Source organism: Alloalcanivorax sp. C16-1 (genome assembly GCF_046507805.1).
GTDB lineage: Bacteria > Pseudomonadota > Gammaproteobacteria > Pseudomonadales > Alcanivoracaceae > Alloalcanivorax.
In genome coordinates this window covers 13,490-28,657 of sequence record NZ_JBKFTK010000010.1, presented here as the reverse complement: position 1 = coordinate 28,657, position 15,168 = coordinate 13,490, and the positions used below count along the sequence as shown (strand labels likewise).

16 protein-coding genes are annotated in these 15,168 nt (G+C 65.3%); 8 read left to right on the top strand and 8 right to left on the bottom strand.

The genetic code is table 11. The features are described from left to right. Position 1: 1 nt before the first annotated feature. Complete coding sequence (locus ACLD0W_RS18140; RefSeq protein WP_410308854.1) at positions 2-1,978, bottom strand: acetoacetate--CoA ligase; 1,977 nt, start codon at positions 1,976-1,978, stop codon at positions 2-4. Between the two features lie 183 nt (positions 1,979-2,161). On the opposite strand from ACLD0W_RS18140, the gene ACLD0W_RS18135 reads away from it, so the two are divergent. Both ACLD0W_RS18135 and infA read left to right on the top strand, forming a co-directional pair. After that, entirely contained in the window at positions 2,162-2,896 is a 735-nt protein-coding gene (locus tag ACLD0W_RS18135; protein WP_410308853.1) for an arginyltransferase, read from the top strand. Between the two features lie 75 nt (positions 2,897-2,971). Next, on the top strand, positions 2,972-3,190 hold the full coding sequence (gene infA / locus ACLD0W_RS18130; protein ID WP_014994331.1) for a translation initiation factor IF-1: 219 nt from the start codon (positions 2,972-2,974) through the stop codon (positions 3,188-3,190). Between the two features lie 113 nt (positions 3,191-3,303). On the opposite strand, the gene ACLD0W_RS18125 is transcribed toward infA, so the two are convergent. The 3 genes from ACLD0W_RS18125 to clpS form a co-directional block, all read right to left on the bottom strand. Further along, on the bottom strand, positions 3,304-4,509 hold the full coding sequence (locus ACLD0W_RS18125) for an ISL3 family transposase (RefSeq protein WP_410308852.1): 1,206 nt from the start codon (positions 4,507-4,509) through the stop codon (positions 3,304-3,306). A gap of 483 nt (positions 4,510-4,992) precedes the next feature. Continuing rightward, complete coding sequence (gene clpA / locus ACLD0W_RS18120; protein ID WP_410308851.1) at positions 4,993-7,257, bottom strand: ATP-dependent Clp protease ATP-binding subunit ClpA; 2,265 nt, start codon at positions 7,255-7,257, stop codon at positions 4,993-4,995. Between the two features lie 43 nt (positions 7,258-7,300). Beyond that, positions 7,301-7,696 (bottom strand): ATP-dependent Clp protease adapter ClpS, encoded by a 396-nt coding sequence (gene clpS / locus ACLD0W_RS18115; protein ID WP_410308850.1) that lies wholly within the window; start codon positions 7,694-7,696, stop codon positions 7,301-7,303. A 209-nt stretch (positions 7,697-7,905) separates the two neighbouring features. On the opposite strand from clpS, the gene ACLD0W_RS18110 reads away from it, so the two are divergent. Beyond that, on the top strand, positions 7,906-8,196 hold the full coding sequence (locus ACLD0W_RS18110) for a cold-shock protein (RefSeq protein WP_410308849.1): 291 nt from the start codon (positions 7,906-7,908) through the stop codon (positions 8,194-8,196). A 24-nt stretch (positions 8,197-8,220) separates the two neighbouring features. Here ACLD0W_RS18110 and icd read toward each other — a convergent pair whose 3' ends face one another. Beyond that, positions 8,221-9,483, bottom strand: coding sequence for an NADP-dependent isocitrate dehydrogenase (gene icd, locus ACLD0W_RS18105; protein ID WP_410308848.1), 1,263 nt, complete (start codon positions 9,481-9,483; stop codon positions 8,221-8,223). A gap of 108 nt (positions 9,484-9,591) precedes the next feature. On the opposite strand from icd, the gene ACLD0W_RS18100 reads away from it, so the two are divergent. Then, positions 9,592-10,215 (top strand): pseudouridine synthase, encoded by a 624-nt coding sequence (locus ACLD0W_RS18100; RefSeq protein ID WP_410308847.1) that lies wholly within the window; start codon positions 9,592-9,594, stop codon positions 10,213-10,215. Here ACLD0W_RS18100 and ACLD0W_RS18095 read toward each other — a convergent pair. The 3 genes from ACLD0W_RS18095 to moaC are packed head-to-tail and all read right to left on the bottom strand — an operon-like array spanning position 10,121 to position 11,340. Beyond that, the gene (locus ACLD0W_RS18095; RefSeq protein WP_410308846.1) at positions 10,121-10,588 is read right to left on the bottom strand and encodes a molybdenum cofactor biosynthesis protein MoaE; all 468 of its coding nucleotides are present in this window, start codon (positions 10,586-10,588) and stop codon (positions 10,121-10,123) included. The genes ACLD0W_RS18100 and ACLD0W_RS18095 overlap by 95 nt on opposite strands. Before the next feature lies 1 nt (position 10,589). Then, complete coding sequence (gene moaD, locus ACLD0W_RS18090) at positions 10,590-10,844, bottom strand: molybdopterin converting factor subunit 1 (protein WP_410308845.1); 255 nt, start codon at positions 10,842-10,844, stop codon at positions 10,590-10,592. A gap of 4 nt (positions 10,845-10,848) precedes the next feature. After that, on the bottom strand, positions 10,849-11,340 hold the full coding sequence (gene moaC, locus ACLD0W_RS18085) for a cyclic pyranopterin monophosphate synthase MoaC (protein WP_410308844.1): 492 nt from the start codon (positions 11,338-11,340) through the stop codon (positions 10,849-10,851). Between the two features lie 134 nt (positions 11,341-11,474). Here moaC and ACLD0W_RS18080 point away from each other — a divergent pair, with 134 nt between their 5' ends. The 4 genes from ACLD0W_RS18080 (at position 11,475) to purB (ending at position 15,168) form a co-directional block, all read left to right on the top strand. Continuing rightward, complete coding sequence (locus tag ACLD0W_RS18080) at positions 11,475-11,942, top strand: NUDIX hydrolase (protein WP_410308843.1); 468 nt, start codon at positions 11,475-11,477, stop codon at positions 11,940-11,942. Between the two features lie 2 nt (positions 11,943-11,944). Next, on the top strand, positions 11,945-13,066 hold the full coding sequence (gene mnmA, locus ACLD0W_RS18075) for a tRNA 2-thiouridine(34) synthase MnmA (protein ID WP_410308842.1): 1,122 nt from the start codon (positions 11,945-11,947) through the stop codon (positions 13,064-13,066). Continuing rightward, the gene (gene hflD / locus ACLD0W_RS18070) at positions 13,063-13,689 is read left to right on the top strand and encodes a high frequency lysogenization protein HflD (RefSeq protein WP_410308841.1); all 627 of its coding nucleotides are present in this window, start codon (positions 13,063-13,065) and stop codon (positions 13,687-13,689) included. Before mnmA ends, hflD begins: the two co-directional genes overlap by 4 nt. Positions 13,690-13,797: 108 nt before the next feature. Continuing rightward, positions 13,798-15,168 carry an adenylosuccinate lyase gene (gene purB, locus ACLD0W_RS18065; protein WP_410308840.1) on the top strand — a complete coding sequence of 457 codons (1,371 nt, stop codon included), beginning with the start codon at positions 13,798-13,800 and terminating at the stop codon, positions 15,166-15,168.

The window sequence follows — 15,168 nt, the reverse complement described above, 5'->3', positions numbered from 1 at the left end:
ATCAACGCCCGGCCGTGCCCTGCCGTTCCGCGAAGTCACTGTAGAAGGCGATGCTGTCCGGGTTGGCCATGGCGTCCGGGTTGGCCACCTTGTCGATGGTCTGGCCCAGCAGCAGCTTCTTGATCGGCAGTTCCATCTTCTTCCCGGTGAGCGTGCGCGGCACGTCCGGCGCGGCGATGATGTCGTTGGGCACGTGGCGGGCGGACAGCTGGTCACGAATGGCCGCCTTGATGCGTCCGCTCAGCCCCTCGTCCAGGGTCACGCCCTCGCGCAGCACCACGAACAGCGGCATGTAGGACTCCCGGCCCAGGTACTCCAGATCCACCACCAGACTGTCCAACACCGCATCGAATTCCTCCATCACCCGGTAGATCTCGGCGGTGCCCATGCGGATGCCGTGGCGGTTGATGGTGGTGTCGGAGCGGCCATAGATGATGGCGCCGCCGCGCGGGGTGATGCGGATCCAGTCGCCGTGACGCCAGATGCCCGGGAATACGTCGAAATAACTGTCCCGGTAGCGTTCGCCGCCCTCGTCGTTCCAGAAATACAGCGGCATGGAGGGCATCGGTTTGGTGACCACCAGCTCCCCCACTTCGTCGTCCAGCAGCTCGCCGTCGTCGCCCATGGCGTACACCGCCGTGCCCAGATAGCGGCACTGCATCTCGCCGGCGAACACCGGCAGCGTCGGGCAGGCGCCCACGTAGGCGCTGGCCACATCGGTGCCGCCGCTGATGGCGGCGATCATGACGTCATCGAACTGCTCCATCAGCCAGCGGTAGCCCTCCTCCGGCAAGGGTGAGCCAGTGGCGCCGATGGAGCGGATGCGGCCGGTGTCCACCCAGTCGCCGGGGCGGATGTCCGCTTTCTTGCAGTTGAGAAAATAGGCGGCGCCGGCGCCGAAGAAGGTCATCTCCGTCTCTTCCGCGAACCGCCACAGGGTGCCCAGGTCCGGGTAGCCCGGGTTGCCGTCGTACAGGCAGATGGTGGCGCCGGTCAGCAGGCCGGACATCTGCGAGTTCCACATGATCCAGCCGGTGGTGGTGAACCACATGTAGCGGTCCCGGGGGCCCAGATCCAGTTGCAGGGCATGGTCCTGCAGACCTTCCAGCAGCGCGCCGCCGTGGCCGTGGACGATGGGCTTGGGCATGCCGGTGGTGCCGGAGGAATAGACCACCCAGAGCGGATGATCGAACGGCACCTGCTCGAAACGCATGGACGCCTCGTGGCTGACCAGATCGTCCCAGAGCAACGCGCCGTCCAGGCGCGCGTCGGCGTTCAGATACGGCAGCAGCACCACCTTTTCCAGGGTCGGCAGCTGATCGCGCAGTCCGTCCACCACCGTCAGCCGGTCGAAATCCTTGCCACCGTAGCGGTAACCGTCCACGGCGATCATCACCTTGGGGTCGATCTGGCGGAAGCGGTCCAGCACGCTGCGCGTGCCCATGTCCGGCGAGCAGCTGGACCAGATCGCGCCCAGGCTGCTTACCGCGAAGAACGCCACCATGGTTTCCGGCAGGTTGGGCAGATAGGCCACCACCCGGTCGCCGGGGCCCACCCCCAGTCGGCGCAGGCTGTCGGCCAGGGCGGCGATGTGCCCGCGCAGCTCGCCCCAGGTCAGGGTGTCCAGGCCGCGCAGTTCGGACCGGGACAGAATCGCCGGCCGGTCCGGTTCGTTCTCGTGATGGCGGAACACCTGCTCGGCCAGATTCAGCCGCGCCCCCTCGAACCATTTGGCGCCGGGCATGGTCAGGCCGTCCAGCACCCGTTCGTAAGGGGCGGAATGGCGGATGTCGAAGTACCGCCAGAGCGATTCGTAGAAGTCTTCCAGGTGCTCCACCGACCAGGCCCACAGGCTCTGGTAGTCGTCGAAGGCCAGCCCCTTCTCCGCGCTCAGCCAGCGCTGATAATCGGTGAGGCGGGCGTTCTCGACGCGCGCGGCGTCCGGGCGCCACAGGGGCGCGGGCGTGGTGTTTGTCATTCTTGCTCTCCCGGTACCGACGCGGCGGCCTCCAAGGGGGCGGCCGATCCGTCGCCGGCGTTGTCGTTGTTTTTACGCCGGCCACACTATAACCGTGGCGAGGAAGGCAAGTCACCGGGTGCCCGGCGCCGGCCTTTCACGCCACGGTGTTCCCGGCGTCCGCCTATCCGCTACACTTGAGCCATGACCGACCTGTCCGAACTTCGCTTTTTCCGCACCCCGGCGCACCCCTGCAGTTACCTGGAGGGGCACCAGGCAGCGACCCTGTTCGTCGATCCGCAGACGCGGCTCGACGCCTCGCTGTACAGCGAACTGTCGCGGCTGGGCTTCCGGCGCAGCGGCGACTATCTGTACCGGCCGCATTGCGAAGGCTGCCAGGCCTGTATTCCGGCGCGGGTGCGAGTGGCGGATTTCCGGCCCCGCCGTCGCCACAAGCGGTTGGCGCAGCGCAACGCCGACCTGCGCGTCACCGAGGAACCGGCCCGCTATACCCGCGAAATCTACCGGCTGTACGCCCGCTACATCGATCAGCGCCACGGCGACGGCGACATGTTCCCGCCCTCCGAGGAGCAGTTCACCAGCTTTCTTACCTGCGACTGGGCGGACACCCGCTTCCACTGCTTCCGGGACGGCGACGACCGGTTGCTGGCGGTGGCGGTCACCGACCATCTGGACGATGGCCTGTCGGCGGTCTACACCTTCTTCGACCCGGACCGGGGCGAGCGCGGCCTGGGCGTCAACGCCCTGCTCTGGCAGATCCAGGCCAGCCGCGATCGCGGCCTGCCCTACCTGTACCTCGGCTACTGGATTCGTCAGTGCCAGAAGATGGGCTACAAGAGCCAGTACCGGCCGCTGGAAGTGCTGGTGCGCGGACAGTGGCGCGAGCTCCGCGATCCGCCCGCCGGGGGCGGCGCATAAGCCTTTGCAGCACGGCGGCATTTCCGGCACAATTGCGCTCCCTCTGAAGCCGACACGTATCAGGACAGTCACTGAATGGCGAAAGAAGAGCAGATTGAGCTGGAAGGGGTCGTGCTTGAAACCCTTCCCAACACCATGTTCCGCGTGAAGCTGGACAACGGTCATGTAATTACCGCCCACATCTCCGGCAAGATGCGCAAGTTCTACATCCGCATCCTCACCGGCGACCGGGTGAAAGTGGAAATGTCGCCCTACGATCTCAGCAAGGGCCGCATCACCTTCCGCATGAAATAATCCCTTCCCGCCCGCGCGGCGCGAAGCGCACCCCCGAACCCGGCCCCGCCGGGTTTTTTGCTTTGTGTCGCGGGAACCCATGCCCGACCGCGATGGCCACGCATAAAAAAGGTTCATCGCGGATTCCCGGGAAAGGCGGCTTTGATCTTGAGGAAGAAGTAATCGCTGTCCCGGTAGCCATAGGCCATGCGTTTGATGACCTTGATGCGGTTGTTCATGCCCTCCAGGACGCTGGTGTTGAGGCGGTGAGCGGCACTGGCGATGATGCCCTCGGCGTAGGGCTTGAGTAGGCGGGCGAAGCGGATCAATGGGGCCAGGCCACTGGCCTGGGCCATGTTGAACCATCGTGTCCAGCGCCAGCGGGCGGCCCGTTCGGTGCGGGCATACCAGAGCTCCTTAAGCTGGGCCTTCATCAGATACACCGTCATCAACGGCTGGTTCAGATCCAGCAGGGCCTTCAGTTCGCCGGCCTGCTCCCCCTTCAGGCTCTCCGGATTGCGCAGCAACAGCCAGCGAGAGCGCTTCACGGCGCGGCGTGCGGGCTTGTCGTGGCGCAGTTGGTTGGCCTGATCCACCCGAACCCGGTCGATCACCTCCCGACCGAACTTGGCGATCACATGGAGCAGGTCGTAGACCACCCGGGCCCTGGGGCACCAGGCCTGTACCTCCAGGTCCATGGCGGTGTTCATGTCCATGGCCACTGCCTCGATGTGCTCGCAATGAGGGCCCAACCACTGGAAGCAGGGCCGGATCGCCTCCCGGGATCGGCCTTCGCCCACCCACAGCACCTGCCGGGTCTCGGCGTCGATCACCACGCTGGCGTAGCGGTGGCCCTTGAACAAGGCGAACTCATCCATCACCAGATAGCGGACCCGGCGGAGGTCGGGTTCAGGCAGATCCCGGGCCAGCCGGGCCTTGTCCAGGCTCTTGAGGGTGTGCCAGTGCAGGCCCGTTAGCTCGGCGATCTGCTTGATCGGCAGGAGGGTCAGCAGGACCTCGACGTGCTGGCGCAGCCGGTGGGTGAGACGAGATCGGGGCGCCAGCCAGGACAGTGCTTCTCGCCCGACACCGCAGGTGACGCACCGTACCCGGCGTATCGGCACCGACAACCAGACCCGGTACTCGAACAGGTCCCGGTCGCGGATGCGGCGTACGGTGGTGTCGTGGATCAGGGAGCAGGGGCGCCGGCAGCGCGGGCAACGGGCCGGCACTTGAGGATCGGGAATCAGGTCAATCTGGCACTGGGAGTCGGAGAGCGGAACAAACCGGGTGGCGATAAAGCCTTCCCAGCCGGCCCCGGGGAACGTAGCATCGCCCATGGCGGCAGTGTCCTCGCGTGGTTGCTTGGTCGCACAAACAACGTAACTCGGTTCACTGTCCGCCCCTATCTATTTACTCCTTCTGGTTCCTGAATCCGTCTTGGTCCGTGGCACCCTGAACCGCTGAACCTCAGCGCTGCGGGCCACTTCAAACGCTTGGCGGAGCGAAAAACGGAGCCTGCCGGCTCAAAGATGGGCTCTACGGAGCCGCCACCTCTACCCCCCATGGTTCATCGTTGTTCGGACCCGGACCGGTTCCGCTACCTCGAAGCGGAGCTGTGTGGGTGCCTTCCGGGACCCTTTTTGGCAGGGATGCCAAAAACGGGAGCGCCCAGGGACGGCTTGAGCGATCCCGGAAGGCACCCACACAGATCCGCGTCCCGGATAGAGACCCGTCGCATCGATTTCCCGCTAAAGCGCGATGAACCATAAAAAAGCCCGGCGCGAGGCCGGGCTTGGTAGGGGTCGAAGGACTTTGCCGGATCAGCAGGTGGCTTCCTCTTCCGAGGCGTCCACGGTGAGCACCAGACCGTCGTCGCCCACGGCGATGTGCACCTGGCCACCCTTGCCGGCCAGTTCGCCGAACAGCAGCTTCTCGGCCAGCGGCTTCTTGATCTGCTCCTGGATCAGGCGGGCCATCGGACGGGCCCCCATGTCCTTGTCGTAGCCTTTCTCGGCCAGCCAGCGGCGGGCCTGATCGTCCACGTCCAGCACCACCGCTTTCTCGTCCAACTGGGCCTGCAGTTCCACCAGGAACTTGTCGACCACGCCCAGAATCACCTCGGTGGTGAGCGGGTTGAACTGGATGATGCCGTCCAGCCGGTTGCGGAACTCCGGCGTGAACACCTTCTTGAGCATTTCCAGACCGTCGGAGGACTGGTCCTGCTCGGTGAAGCCGATGCTGCGCTTGTTGAGCACCTCGGCGCCGGCGTTGGTGGTCATGATCAGGATCACGTTGCGGAAGTCCGCCTTGCGACCGTTGTTGTCGGTGAGCGTGGCGTTGTCCATCACCTGCAGCAGGATGTTGAACACCTCCGGGTGCGCCTTCTCGATCTCATCCAGCAACAGCACGCAGTGCGGCGTCTTGGTGACCGCCTCGGTGAGCAGGCCGCCCTGGTCGTAACCGACGTAGCCCGGGGGCGCGCCGATCAGCCGGCTGACGGTGTGCCGCTCCATGTACTCGGACATATCGAAGCGCACCAGCTCCACGCCCAGGGCGCGGGCCAGCTGCCGGCTCACCTCGGTTTTGCCGACCCCGGTGGGCCCGGCGAACATAAAGGAGCCGATCGGCTTGTTGTCCGCCTTGAGGCCGGCGCGGGACAGCTTGATCGCCGCGGAGATGGTCTCGATGGCGTCTTCCTGACCGAACACCGTCATCTTCAGGTCGCGCTCCAGATTCTGCAGCACTTCCTTATCGGACGAGGACACCTGCTTGGGCGGAATCCGCGCGATCTTGGCGACGATGGCTTCCACATCGTCCTGATCGATGGTGGCCTTGCGCTCGTTCTCGGGCCGCAGCCGCTGCCAGGCGCCGACCTCGTCGATCACGTCGATGGCCTTGTCCGGCAGGAAGCGGTCGTTGATGTACCGCGCGCTCAACTCGGCGGCGCTTTTCAAGGCGGCGTCGGTGTAGCTCACGTTGTGGTGCTTCTCGAAGCGGCTCTTGAGCCCCTTGAGGATGCCCACGGTGTCCTCCACCGTCGGTTCCACCACGTCGATCTTCTGGAAGCGGCGGGACAGGGCCCGGTCCTTCTCGAAGATGGTGCGGTACTCGGTGAAGGTGGTGGAGCCCATGCACTTGAGATCGCCGGAGGCGAGCAACGGCTTGAGCAGGTTGGAAGCGTCCATGACGCCGCCGGACGCCGCCCCGGCACCGATGATGGTGTGGATTTCATCGATGAACAGAATGGCGTTGTCTTTCTTGCGCAACTCCGCCAGCAGCGTTTTCAGCCGCTTCTCGAAGTCACCGCGGTATTTGGTGCCGGCCAGCAGCGCGCCCAGGTCCAGGGAGTAGACCACGGCGTCGAGCAGCGGCTCGGGCACCTTCTCTTCCACGATCATGCGCGCCAGGCCCTCGGCAATGGCGGTCTTGCCGACGCCCGGCTCGCCCACCAGCAGCGGGTTGTTCTTGCGACGGCGGCAGAGAATCTGGGCGGCACGCTCGATTTCGAAGGCACGGCCGACCAGCGGGTCAATGCGGTCGGCGCGGGCCAGTTCGTTCAGGTTGGAGGCATAGCTTTCCAGCGCACTGGCCGGGGCGCCTTCGCCGGCGACCTCGGCGTCCTCGCGCTGTTCCGCGGCCGGGTCGCTGTCTTCCACCTGGGAAATGCCGTGGGCGATGAAATTGACCACGTCCAGACGGTGCACATCCTGGCTGTTGAGCAGGTAAACCGCCTGACTCTCCTGCTCGTTGAAGATCGCCACCAGGACATTGGCGCCGGTGACTTCCTTGTTGCCGGACGACTGCACGCTGAACACGGCGCGCTGAAGCACCCGCTGGAAGCCCAGCGTCGGCTGGGTGTCGCGGTCTCCATCGTCGGACAGCAGAGGGGTGGAATCGTCAATGAACTGAGTCAGGGCCTCGCGCAGCTCTTCCAGATCGGCGCCGCAGGCGCGCAACACTTCCACTGCTGCCTCATTGTCGAGCAGCGCCAGCAACAGATGCTCCACGGTCATGAACTCATGACGGTGGCTGCGGGCGTGGTGGAAAGCCTCGTTGAGAGTCAGTTCCAGTTCTTTGCTGAGCATAGGCTACCTCACTGCTTGGTGCCCTGTCCGTCGCCGGACGGCGTCAGGCGCGTTCCACCTGACACATCAGCGGATGCTGATGTTCGCGGGCATAATCGACCACTTGCGCGGCCTTGGTTTCGGCGATGTCCTGGGGATAAACCCCGCACACCGCCTTACCTCTCGTGTGCACCGTCAGCATGACCCGGGTGGCCTGCTCACGGTCCATCCGAAAGAAGGTCTCCAGCACCTCGACGACGAAATCCATGGGCGTGTAGTCGTCGTTCAGCATCATCACCTTGAACATCGGCGGCCGTTTGACCTTGGGTCGCGCCTCCTCGACGGCGGCCTCGCCGTGTCGATCGGGCCCCTCGGGCTTTTCCGGGCCCAGCCGGGCGGCCCGCGGCGCGGACGCCGCCGCTTTGCTGTTTCGAGGTGTGGAGTCTTGATGCCTGTTCATAACCTTCTCTAACGGTTGTATACCCGCTGGCGTCAGCAGGCAATCAACAAATGAGGGGTATCACGACGTTTTTCAATCCCGGTGGCTCGGGGGTTGACACCCCGCGGACCTTAAGGAACAGTTGTTCAAAAACCAACCTATTCTAACCGAGCCGGGGGTGGTTGTGGCCGATAACAACAACTTCGCAGCCAGCGGCCAGAGGGAGCACCATGCCAACGGGTACAGTGAAGTGGTTTAACAACACCAAGGGTTACGGATTCGTGCGGCCCGACGAGGGCGGCGACGATCTGTTCGTCCACTATTCCTATATACAGGAAGAAGGATACAAAACCCTGTACGCGGGACAAAGCGTCGAGTATGAACTGCGCGAAGCCTCCAAGGGCTACCACGCCGTCAATCTTAAACCCGGTGACGTGAAGAAAGGGGAAGCCCCGTCTTCCCGCCGGCCGGCCAGGGCACGGCGGCGGGATCAGGAAAGCAACGCCGTCTCCTCGCAATAAGGAGCGCGGCGCGGGTGGGCGTGGTTACACGCCCATGTGCTCGATCACGGCGTCGCCGAATTGAGAGCACTTGAGCAGGGTGGCGTCGGGCATCAGTCGCTCGAAGTCGTAGGTCACGGTCTTCGCGGCGATGGCGCCTTCCATGCCGTTGATCACCAGATCGGCGGCATCTTCCCAGCCCATGTGGCGCAGCATCATTTCCGCGGACAGAATCAGCGAACCGGGGTTCACCTTGTCCTGGCCGGCGTACTTCGGCGCGGTGCCGTGGGTGGCCTCGAACAGGGCCACGGAGCCGCCGATGTTGGCGCCCGGCGCGATGCCGATGCCGCCCACTTCCGCCGCCAGGGCGTCGGAGATGTAGTCGCCGTTCAGGTTCAGCGTGGCGATCACGCTGTACTCGGCGGGGCGCATCAGGATCTGCTGCAGGAAGGCGTCGGCGATCACGTCCTTGATGACGATGTCCTTGCCGGTACGCGGGTTCTTCATGACCATCCACGGGCCACCGTCGAGCAGCTCGGCATTGAAACGGTCACGGGCCAGCTCGTAGCCCCAGTTCTTGAACGACCCCTCGGTGAACTTCATGATGTTGCCTTTGTGCACCAGGGTGACGGAATCCTTGTCATTGTCGATGGCGTACTGAATCGCCTTGCGCACCAGGCGCTGGGTGCCTTCGCGGGAAACCGGCTTGATGCCGATGCCGCAGCTCTCGGGGAAGCGGATCTGGGTCACGCCCATTTCCTCCCGCAGGAACTTGATCAGCTTGGTGGCCTCCGGGCTGTCCGCGGGCCATTCGATGCCGGCGTAGATGTCTTCGGAGTTCTCCCGGAAGATCACCATGTCGGTGAGCTCGGGGTGCCGCACCGGACTCGGTACGCCTTCGAACCAGCGCACCGGGCGCATGCAGGTGTACAGGTCCAGTTCCTGACGCAGGGCCACGTTCAGGGAACGGATGCCACCGCTCACCGGGGTGGTCAGCGGGCCCTTGATGCCGACGGTGAATTCCCGCAGCGCTTCCAGGGTCTCTTCCGGCATCCAGGTGTCCGGGCCGTAGACCTTGGTGGCCTTCTCGCCCGCGAACACTTCCATCCACGTGATCGCACGTTTTGCCCCGTAGGCTTTTTCCACGGCGGCATTTACCACTTTCATCATCACCGGCGAGATATCAACGCCGATGCCGTCCCCTTCGATATATGGAATGATCGGGTGGTTGGGGACATTCAGGGATAGGTCCGCATTAACGGTGATTTTGTCACCGTCCGCCGGAACCGTGATCTTTTGGTATCCCATCTACACTACTCCCTCTGAGAAAAACCGTAGTATTCGGTCGCCGCGCGAGTATAGCACCCAGGTGGTATTCTTGCTCGGCTTCGCGACCTTCGGAGAGCGATTTCGACCATGGCAAGGCTGATTTTGTTTAACAAACCCTTTCAGGTGCTCTCGCAGTTCAGCGATGACCGGGGGCGTCCTACCCTGAAGGACTACATCCCCGTGCCGGGGGTCTATCCGGCGGGCCGGCTGGACTGGGATTCGGAAGGATTGCTGCTGCTGACCGACCACGGGGGGCTGCAGGCGCGCATCGCCAGCCCCCGCTTCCATCTGCCCAAGACCTACTGGGCCCAGGTGGAAGGCGACCCGGCGGATCAGGACCTGGCGCCGCTGCGCCAGGGGCTCACCCTGAAGGACGGCCCCTGTCGCCCGGCCCCGGCCCGGCTGATCCCGGAACCGGACCTGTGGCCACGCCAACCTCCCGTGCGCGAGCGGCTCACGGTAGCGGACCGCTGGCTGGAGATCATACTGGACGAAGGTCGCAACCGGCAGGTGCGGCGCATGACCGCAGCGGTGGGCTACCCTACCCTGCGGCTGGTGCGCTGGCGCATCGGCGACTGGACCCTGGACGGGCTGGCGCCGGGCCAGTGGCGGGAAGTTACCGTGCATCCTCCGAAGACGGCGCCATCCAGCGGGCGGCCGCCTCGGCGTCGCGCTCACGGGCCTCGACCCAATGCCAGCCGTCGTCGGTGAGCTCCTTCTTCCACAGCGGCACCTGGCTTTTCAGCACGTCCATCAGGAAGGCGCAGGCTTCGAAGGCGGCCTGCCGGTGGCCGGCCCAGACCACCACCCGCACAATCTCCTCGCCGACCCGGATCTCACCGACCCGATGAATCATTTCGATGGCATTGAGAGGCCAGCGCTCTCGGGCGTGCTCGCCGATGCGGCGCAGGGCGCGCTCGGTCATGCCCGGATAGTGCTCCAGGAACAGAGCCCGCACCTGGCCGGATTCGTCGCGCACGCGCCCGGAGAAGCGCACTTCGGCGCCGCTGCGGCCGTCCCGGCCCTCGCTGGAGAGGCGTGATTCCAGGGGTTCGGCGGTGATCGCCACCTCGATGCGCGTCATCTCACCCCCCGGTCACCGGCGGAAACAGGGCCACCGTGTCGCCGTCGGCCACGGCGCTGCGCGGCTCCGCCAGTTGCTCGTTGATCGCCACCATGCGGCGCGGCGTGGCGTCCAGGGCCCGGCCCACCGCCGGATACTGTTCGGCGAGCCAGTCGCACAGCGCGGCCACCGTGGTCACCGTCTCCGGCGGCGTCACGCGCAGGGAATCCTCGCCCACGCGCTCCCGGAGGGCGGCGAAAAACACCACTTCGATCATGGCTTCAGGCCTCCTCCCGCCGGAAGTCGCCGCTGCGGCCACCGGTCTTTTCCACCAGACACACCTGCTCGATCACCATCGCCCGGTCCACCGCCTTGCACATGTCGTAGACGGTGAGCGCCGCCACCGAGGCGGCGGTGAGGGCTTCCATTTCCACCCCGGTGAGCCCCTTGAGTTTGCAGTGGGCGTCGATGCGCAGGGCATCGTCGCCTTCCGGCTCCAGGGACACCTTCACGCCGCTGAGCATCAGCGGGTGGCAAAGCGGAATCAGGTCCCAGGTCTTTTTCGCCGCCTGGATGCCGGCCACCCGGGCCACCGCCAGCACGTCGCCCTTGGGGTGTTGCTGGTCGAGAATCATGGCCAGGGTGCGCGGCGCCATGCGCACACGAGCCCGGGCATGGGCGGTGCGGGCGGTTTCCGCCTTGCCGCTGACGTCGACCATGCGGGCGCGGCCCTGGTCGTCCAGATGGCTGAAGGTATCATTCACGTATTGCATTCTCCGGGACGCGGCCCCACCCCTTGGCGGATCAGTCGGCATCAATTGACGCGGGCCGCGGCTGTCACGGCGGCCGGCGGTGCGCTACCATCTGCGCCCGCTGACCGATCATAACCGCCCGGCTGGAGCCTTCGATGAACAGCTTCGAACCGCACATTACTGTGGCCACCGTCGTGGAACAAGAGGGCCGCCTGTTGTTCGTGCGCGAGATGAAGGGCGGCCAGGCGGTGCTCAATCAGCCCGCCGGCCACGCCGAATTCGGCGAGGATCTGATGCAGGCCGCCTACCGGGAAACCCTGGAGGAAACCGCCTGGCGGGTGGAGATCACCGACCTGCTGGGCTGGTATATCTTTCAACCGCAGCCCGGTGGCGGGGTCTATTACCGGACCTGCTTTCTGGCCCGGCCGCTGGGCCACGACCCGCACCAGAAGCTGGATACCGGCATCCTGGAGGCGGTGTGGCTGACCCCGGAGGAACTGGCGGCCCGCGGCGGTGAACACCGCAGCCCGCTGGTGCAGCGCTGCGTGGACGACTACCGGAGCGGCCGGCGCCTGCCGCTGGACGCCATTTATCAACACCCCTGGCCCCTGCAACGAGGCTGACGATGTCCGATACCCTTGCCCGGGACCTGCCCCGGGATCCTCGCTCCACCCGCGTGATCGTCGGCATGTCCGGCGGCGTGGATTCGTCGGTGGCGGCGGCGCGCCTGCTCGACGCCGGCTACCAGGTCGAGGGGCTGTTCATGAAGAACTGGAACGAGGACGACGGCACCGACTACTGCACCGCCCGGGAAGACCTGCTGGACGCCATGCAGGTGGCCGGCGTGCTCGGCATCGAGCTGCACACCGCCAATTTCGCCGGTGAATACTGGGACCGGGTGTTCGAGCATTTTCTGGCCGAATACCGGGCCGGGCGCACCCCCAATCCGGACATCCTTTGTAACAAGGAAATCAAGTTCGCCGCCTTTCTCGACCGGGCCCTGACCCTGGGCGCGGACTACATCGCCACCGGTCACTACGCGCAAGTCCGTCACGACGGCGGGCGCGGCCGGCTGCTGCGCGCCGTGGACCACAATAAGGACCAGACCTACTTCCTGCACGCGGTGGGCGGCGACAAATTCGCCCGCACCCTGTTTCCCCTGGGCGACCTGGAGAAGCCTGAGGTGCGCCGGCTGGCCGCCGAGCGCGGCTTCGACAACCATAAAAAGAAGGACTCCACCGGCATCTGCTTTATCGGCGAGCGCCGCTTCAAGGATTTCCTGGAGACCTATCTGCCCGCCCAGCCCGGTGACATCGAGGACGACCTGGGTCACGTGATCGGCCGCCACGACGGCCTGATGTACTACACCCTGGGTCAGCGCCAGGGCCTGGGCATCGGCGGCCGCGCCGACGCCGGCGACGCGCCCTGGTACGTGGCTGGCAAGGATCTGGACCGCAATGTGCTGGTGGCGGTGCAGGGCCAGGACCACCCGCTGCTGTTCAGCCAGGCGCTGACCAGCGCCGCGGTGGACTGGGTCGCCGGCGAGCCGCCGGCCCTGCCCGCCCGGCTCACCGCGAAAACCCGCTACCGCCAGGCGGATCAGGCCTGCCGGGTGGAAGACGCCGGCGACGGCCGGGTGCGGGTCACGTTCGAGCAACCCCAGCGGGCGGTGACCCCGGGGCAATCGGTGGTGTTCTACGACGGCGACACCTGCCTGGGCGGCGCCGTGATCGAGGCGACGGAATGACGTTCAATCACGAGCAACAACAAATGCTGGCGCTGGCGGCGGTGTTCGAAGCCGCGGTGCTGGCCGACCGCATCGCCACCCGGGGCGATGCGGACAGCGGCGCCGTGGAAGCCCTGCTGGGCGGGGTGATGGCCATGGATGCCGGCGAGTTCGACCAGATCTACCCGAACCCGGCGGCGCTGGAAGACGGCGTACGCCTGCTGCGCCAGAGCCTGGGCCGGGAGCACACCCGCGACGCGGCGCGGCCGCTCAGCTACGCCCTGGCGCTGCTGCACCTGTCGTCCAAGCTGCGCAAGAACGACGAGGTGATCAGCCTGCTGCGTCACCGTCTGATCGCCCTGCAGGGCCAGCGCGAACATTTCGACAGCCTGGCCAATGTCACTTTCTGCCATCGCCTGGCCGGCATCTACCTGGATACCCTGGGCACCTTCCGCTTCCGCATCCGGGTGCAGGGCGACCCGGCCAAGCTGCAGGACGAGGACAACGCGGCGCGCATTCGCGCCCTGTTCCTGGCCGGCGTGCGCGCCGCCTTCCTGTGGCACCAGCTGGACGGTCGCCGGTGGCGGCTGCTGTTTCAACGCAAGCAACGTCTTGAGATTCTTAATAGTATTAAAATCAGATAATTAGCAGCTACATATAAAGCCATTTCGAGGTTACGAGACCGGCGCGCGATTCCCGGTCAATTACGGTATCATTGCGCCGCCAACGGTTTCCCATTTCAGGAGTCCCCCATGTCCAGCCTTAACCCCCTCACCGCCATTTCTCCGGTGGACGGCCGCTACGCCGGCAAGTGCGAGGCGCTGCGCCCGATCACCAGCGAGTACGGCCTGATCCGCTACCGGGTGCACGTGGAAGTGAGCTGGCTGGAACAGTTGTCCCACGACAAGCACATTCCGGAAGTGCCGCTGATGAGCGGCAAGGCCGCCTGGCATCTGCGCGGCGTGACCCGGGACTTCGAGGAACAGCACGCCGAGCGCATCAAGGAGATCGAGCGCACCACCAACCACGACGTCAAGGCGGTGGAGTACTTCATCAAGGAGCGCATGGCCGAGCATGAAGAACTGGACGAGATGACCGAGTTCGTCCATTTCGCCTGCACCAGCGAGGACATCAACAACCTGTCCTACGCGATGATGCTGCGCGAGGCCCGCGACGCCCTGCTGCCCAAGCTCGACCAGATCATTCGCACCATCCGCCAGCTGGCCCACGGCCTGGCCGACGTGCCGATGCTGTCGCGCACCCACGGCCAGTCCGCCTCCCCGACCACCGTGGGCAAGGAAATGGCCAATGTGGTGGAGCGCCTCAAGCGCCAGCGCGACCAGTTCGTGGCGGTGCAGATCCTGGGCAAGATCAACGGCGCGGTGGGCAACTACAACGCCCACTACGCCGCCTACCCGGAGGTGGACTGGCCGGCCTTCGCCCGCCGCTTCGTGGAAAGCCTGGGCCTGACCTTCAACCCGTTCACCACCCAGATCGAGCCCCATGACTGGGTGGCGGAGTATTTCCACGCCCTGATGCGCTTCAACACCATCCTGCTGGACTTCGATCGGGACGTGTGGGGCTATATTTCCCTGGGCTACTTCAAGCAGCGCGCGGTGGAAGGCGAAGTGGGTTCCTCCACCATGCCGCACAAGGTCAATCCCATCGACTTCGAGAACTCCGAAGGCAACCTGGGCATCGCCAACGCGGTGATGGACCATCTCGCCGCCAAGCTGCCGATTTCCCGCTGGCAGCGCGACCTCACCGACTCCACGGTGCTGCGCAACGTGGGCGTGGGCCTGGCGCACAGCCTGATCGCCTATGAGGCCGCCTTGAAGGGCATCGGCAAACTGGAAGTCAACCGCGAGCGGCTGGCGGACGATCTGGACCACGCCTGGGAAGTGCTGGCCGAGCCGATCCAGACGGTGATGCGCCGCTACGGCATCGAGAAGCCCTACGAGAAGCTCAAGGAGCTGACCCGCGGCAAGGCCATCACCCAGGAAAACCTGGCCGCCTTTATCGACGGCCTGGCGATCCCCGAGGACGCCAAGGAACGCCTCAAGGCAATGACCCCGGGCAGCTACGTGGGCAACGCCGGGCAACAGGCCCGCGACGTTCAGTAA

Bases quoted from the DNA above. Each gene is read 5' to 3' on its own strand.
- ACLD0W_RS18100 (WP_410308847.1), top strand. From the start codon at position 9,592: ATGGCAAGGCTGATTTTGTTTAACAAACCCTTTCAGGTGCTCTCGCAG.
- ACLD0W_RS18140 (WP_410308854.1), bottom strand. From the start codon at position 1,978: ATGACAAACACCACGCCCGCGCCCCTGTGGCGCCCGGACGCCGCGCGC.
- clpS (WP_410308850.1), bottom strand. From the start codon at position 7,696: ATGAACAGGCATCAAGACTCCACACCTCGAAACAGCAAAGCGGCGGCG.
- moaC (WP_410308844.1), bottom strand. From the start codon at position 11,340: ATGCAATACGTGAATGATACCTTCAGCCATCTGGACGACCAGGGCCGC.
- icd (WP_410308848.1), bottom strand. From the start codon at position 9,483: ATGGGATACCAAAAGATCACGGTTCCGGCGGACGGTGACAAAATCACC.
- ACLD0W_RS18095 (WP_410308846.1), bottom strand. From the start codon at position 10,588: ATGACGCGCATCGAGGTGGCGATCACCGCCGAACCCCTGGAATCACGC.
- ACLD0W_RS18125 (WP_410308852.1), bottom strand. From the start codon at position 4,509: ATGGGCGATGCTACGTTCCCCGGGGCCGGCTGGGAAGGCTTTATCGCC.
- mnmA (WP_410308842.1), top strand. From the start codon at position 11,945: ATGTCCGATACCCTTGCCCGGGACCTGCCCCGGGATCCTCGCTCCACC.
- purB (WP_410308840.1), top strand. From the start codon at position 13,798: ATGTCCAGCCTTAACCCCCTCACCGCCATTTCTCCGGTGGACGGCCGC.
- hflD (WP_410308841.1), top strand. From the start codon at position 13,063: ATGACGTTCAATCACGAGCAACAACAAATGCTGGCGCTGGCGGCGGTG.
- infA (WP_014994331.1), top strand. From the start codon at position 2,972: ATGGCGAAAGAAGAGCAGATTGAGCTGGAAGGGGTCGTGCTTGAAACC.
- clpA (WP_410308851.1), bottom strand. From the start codon at position 7,257: ATGCTCAGCAAAGAACTGGAACTGACTCTCAACGAGGCTTTCCACCAC.
- ACLD0W_RS18080 (WP_410308843.1), top strand. From the start codon at position 11,475: ATGAACAGCTTCGAACCGCACATTACTGTGGCCACCGTCGTGGAACAA.
- moaD (WP_410308845.1), bottom strand. From the start codon at position 10,844: ATGATCGAAGTGGTGTTTTTCGCCGCCCTCCGGGAGCGCGTGGGCGAG.
- ACLD0W_RS18135 (WP_410308853.1), top strand. From the start codon at position 2,162: ATGACCGACCTGTCCGAACTTCGCTTTTTCCGCACCCCGGCGCACCCC.
- ACLD0W_RS18110 (WP_410308849.1), top strand. From the start codon at position 7,906: ATGCCAACGGGTACAGTGAAGTGGTTTAACAACACCAAGGGTTACGGA.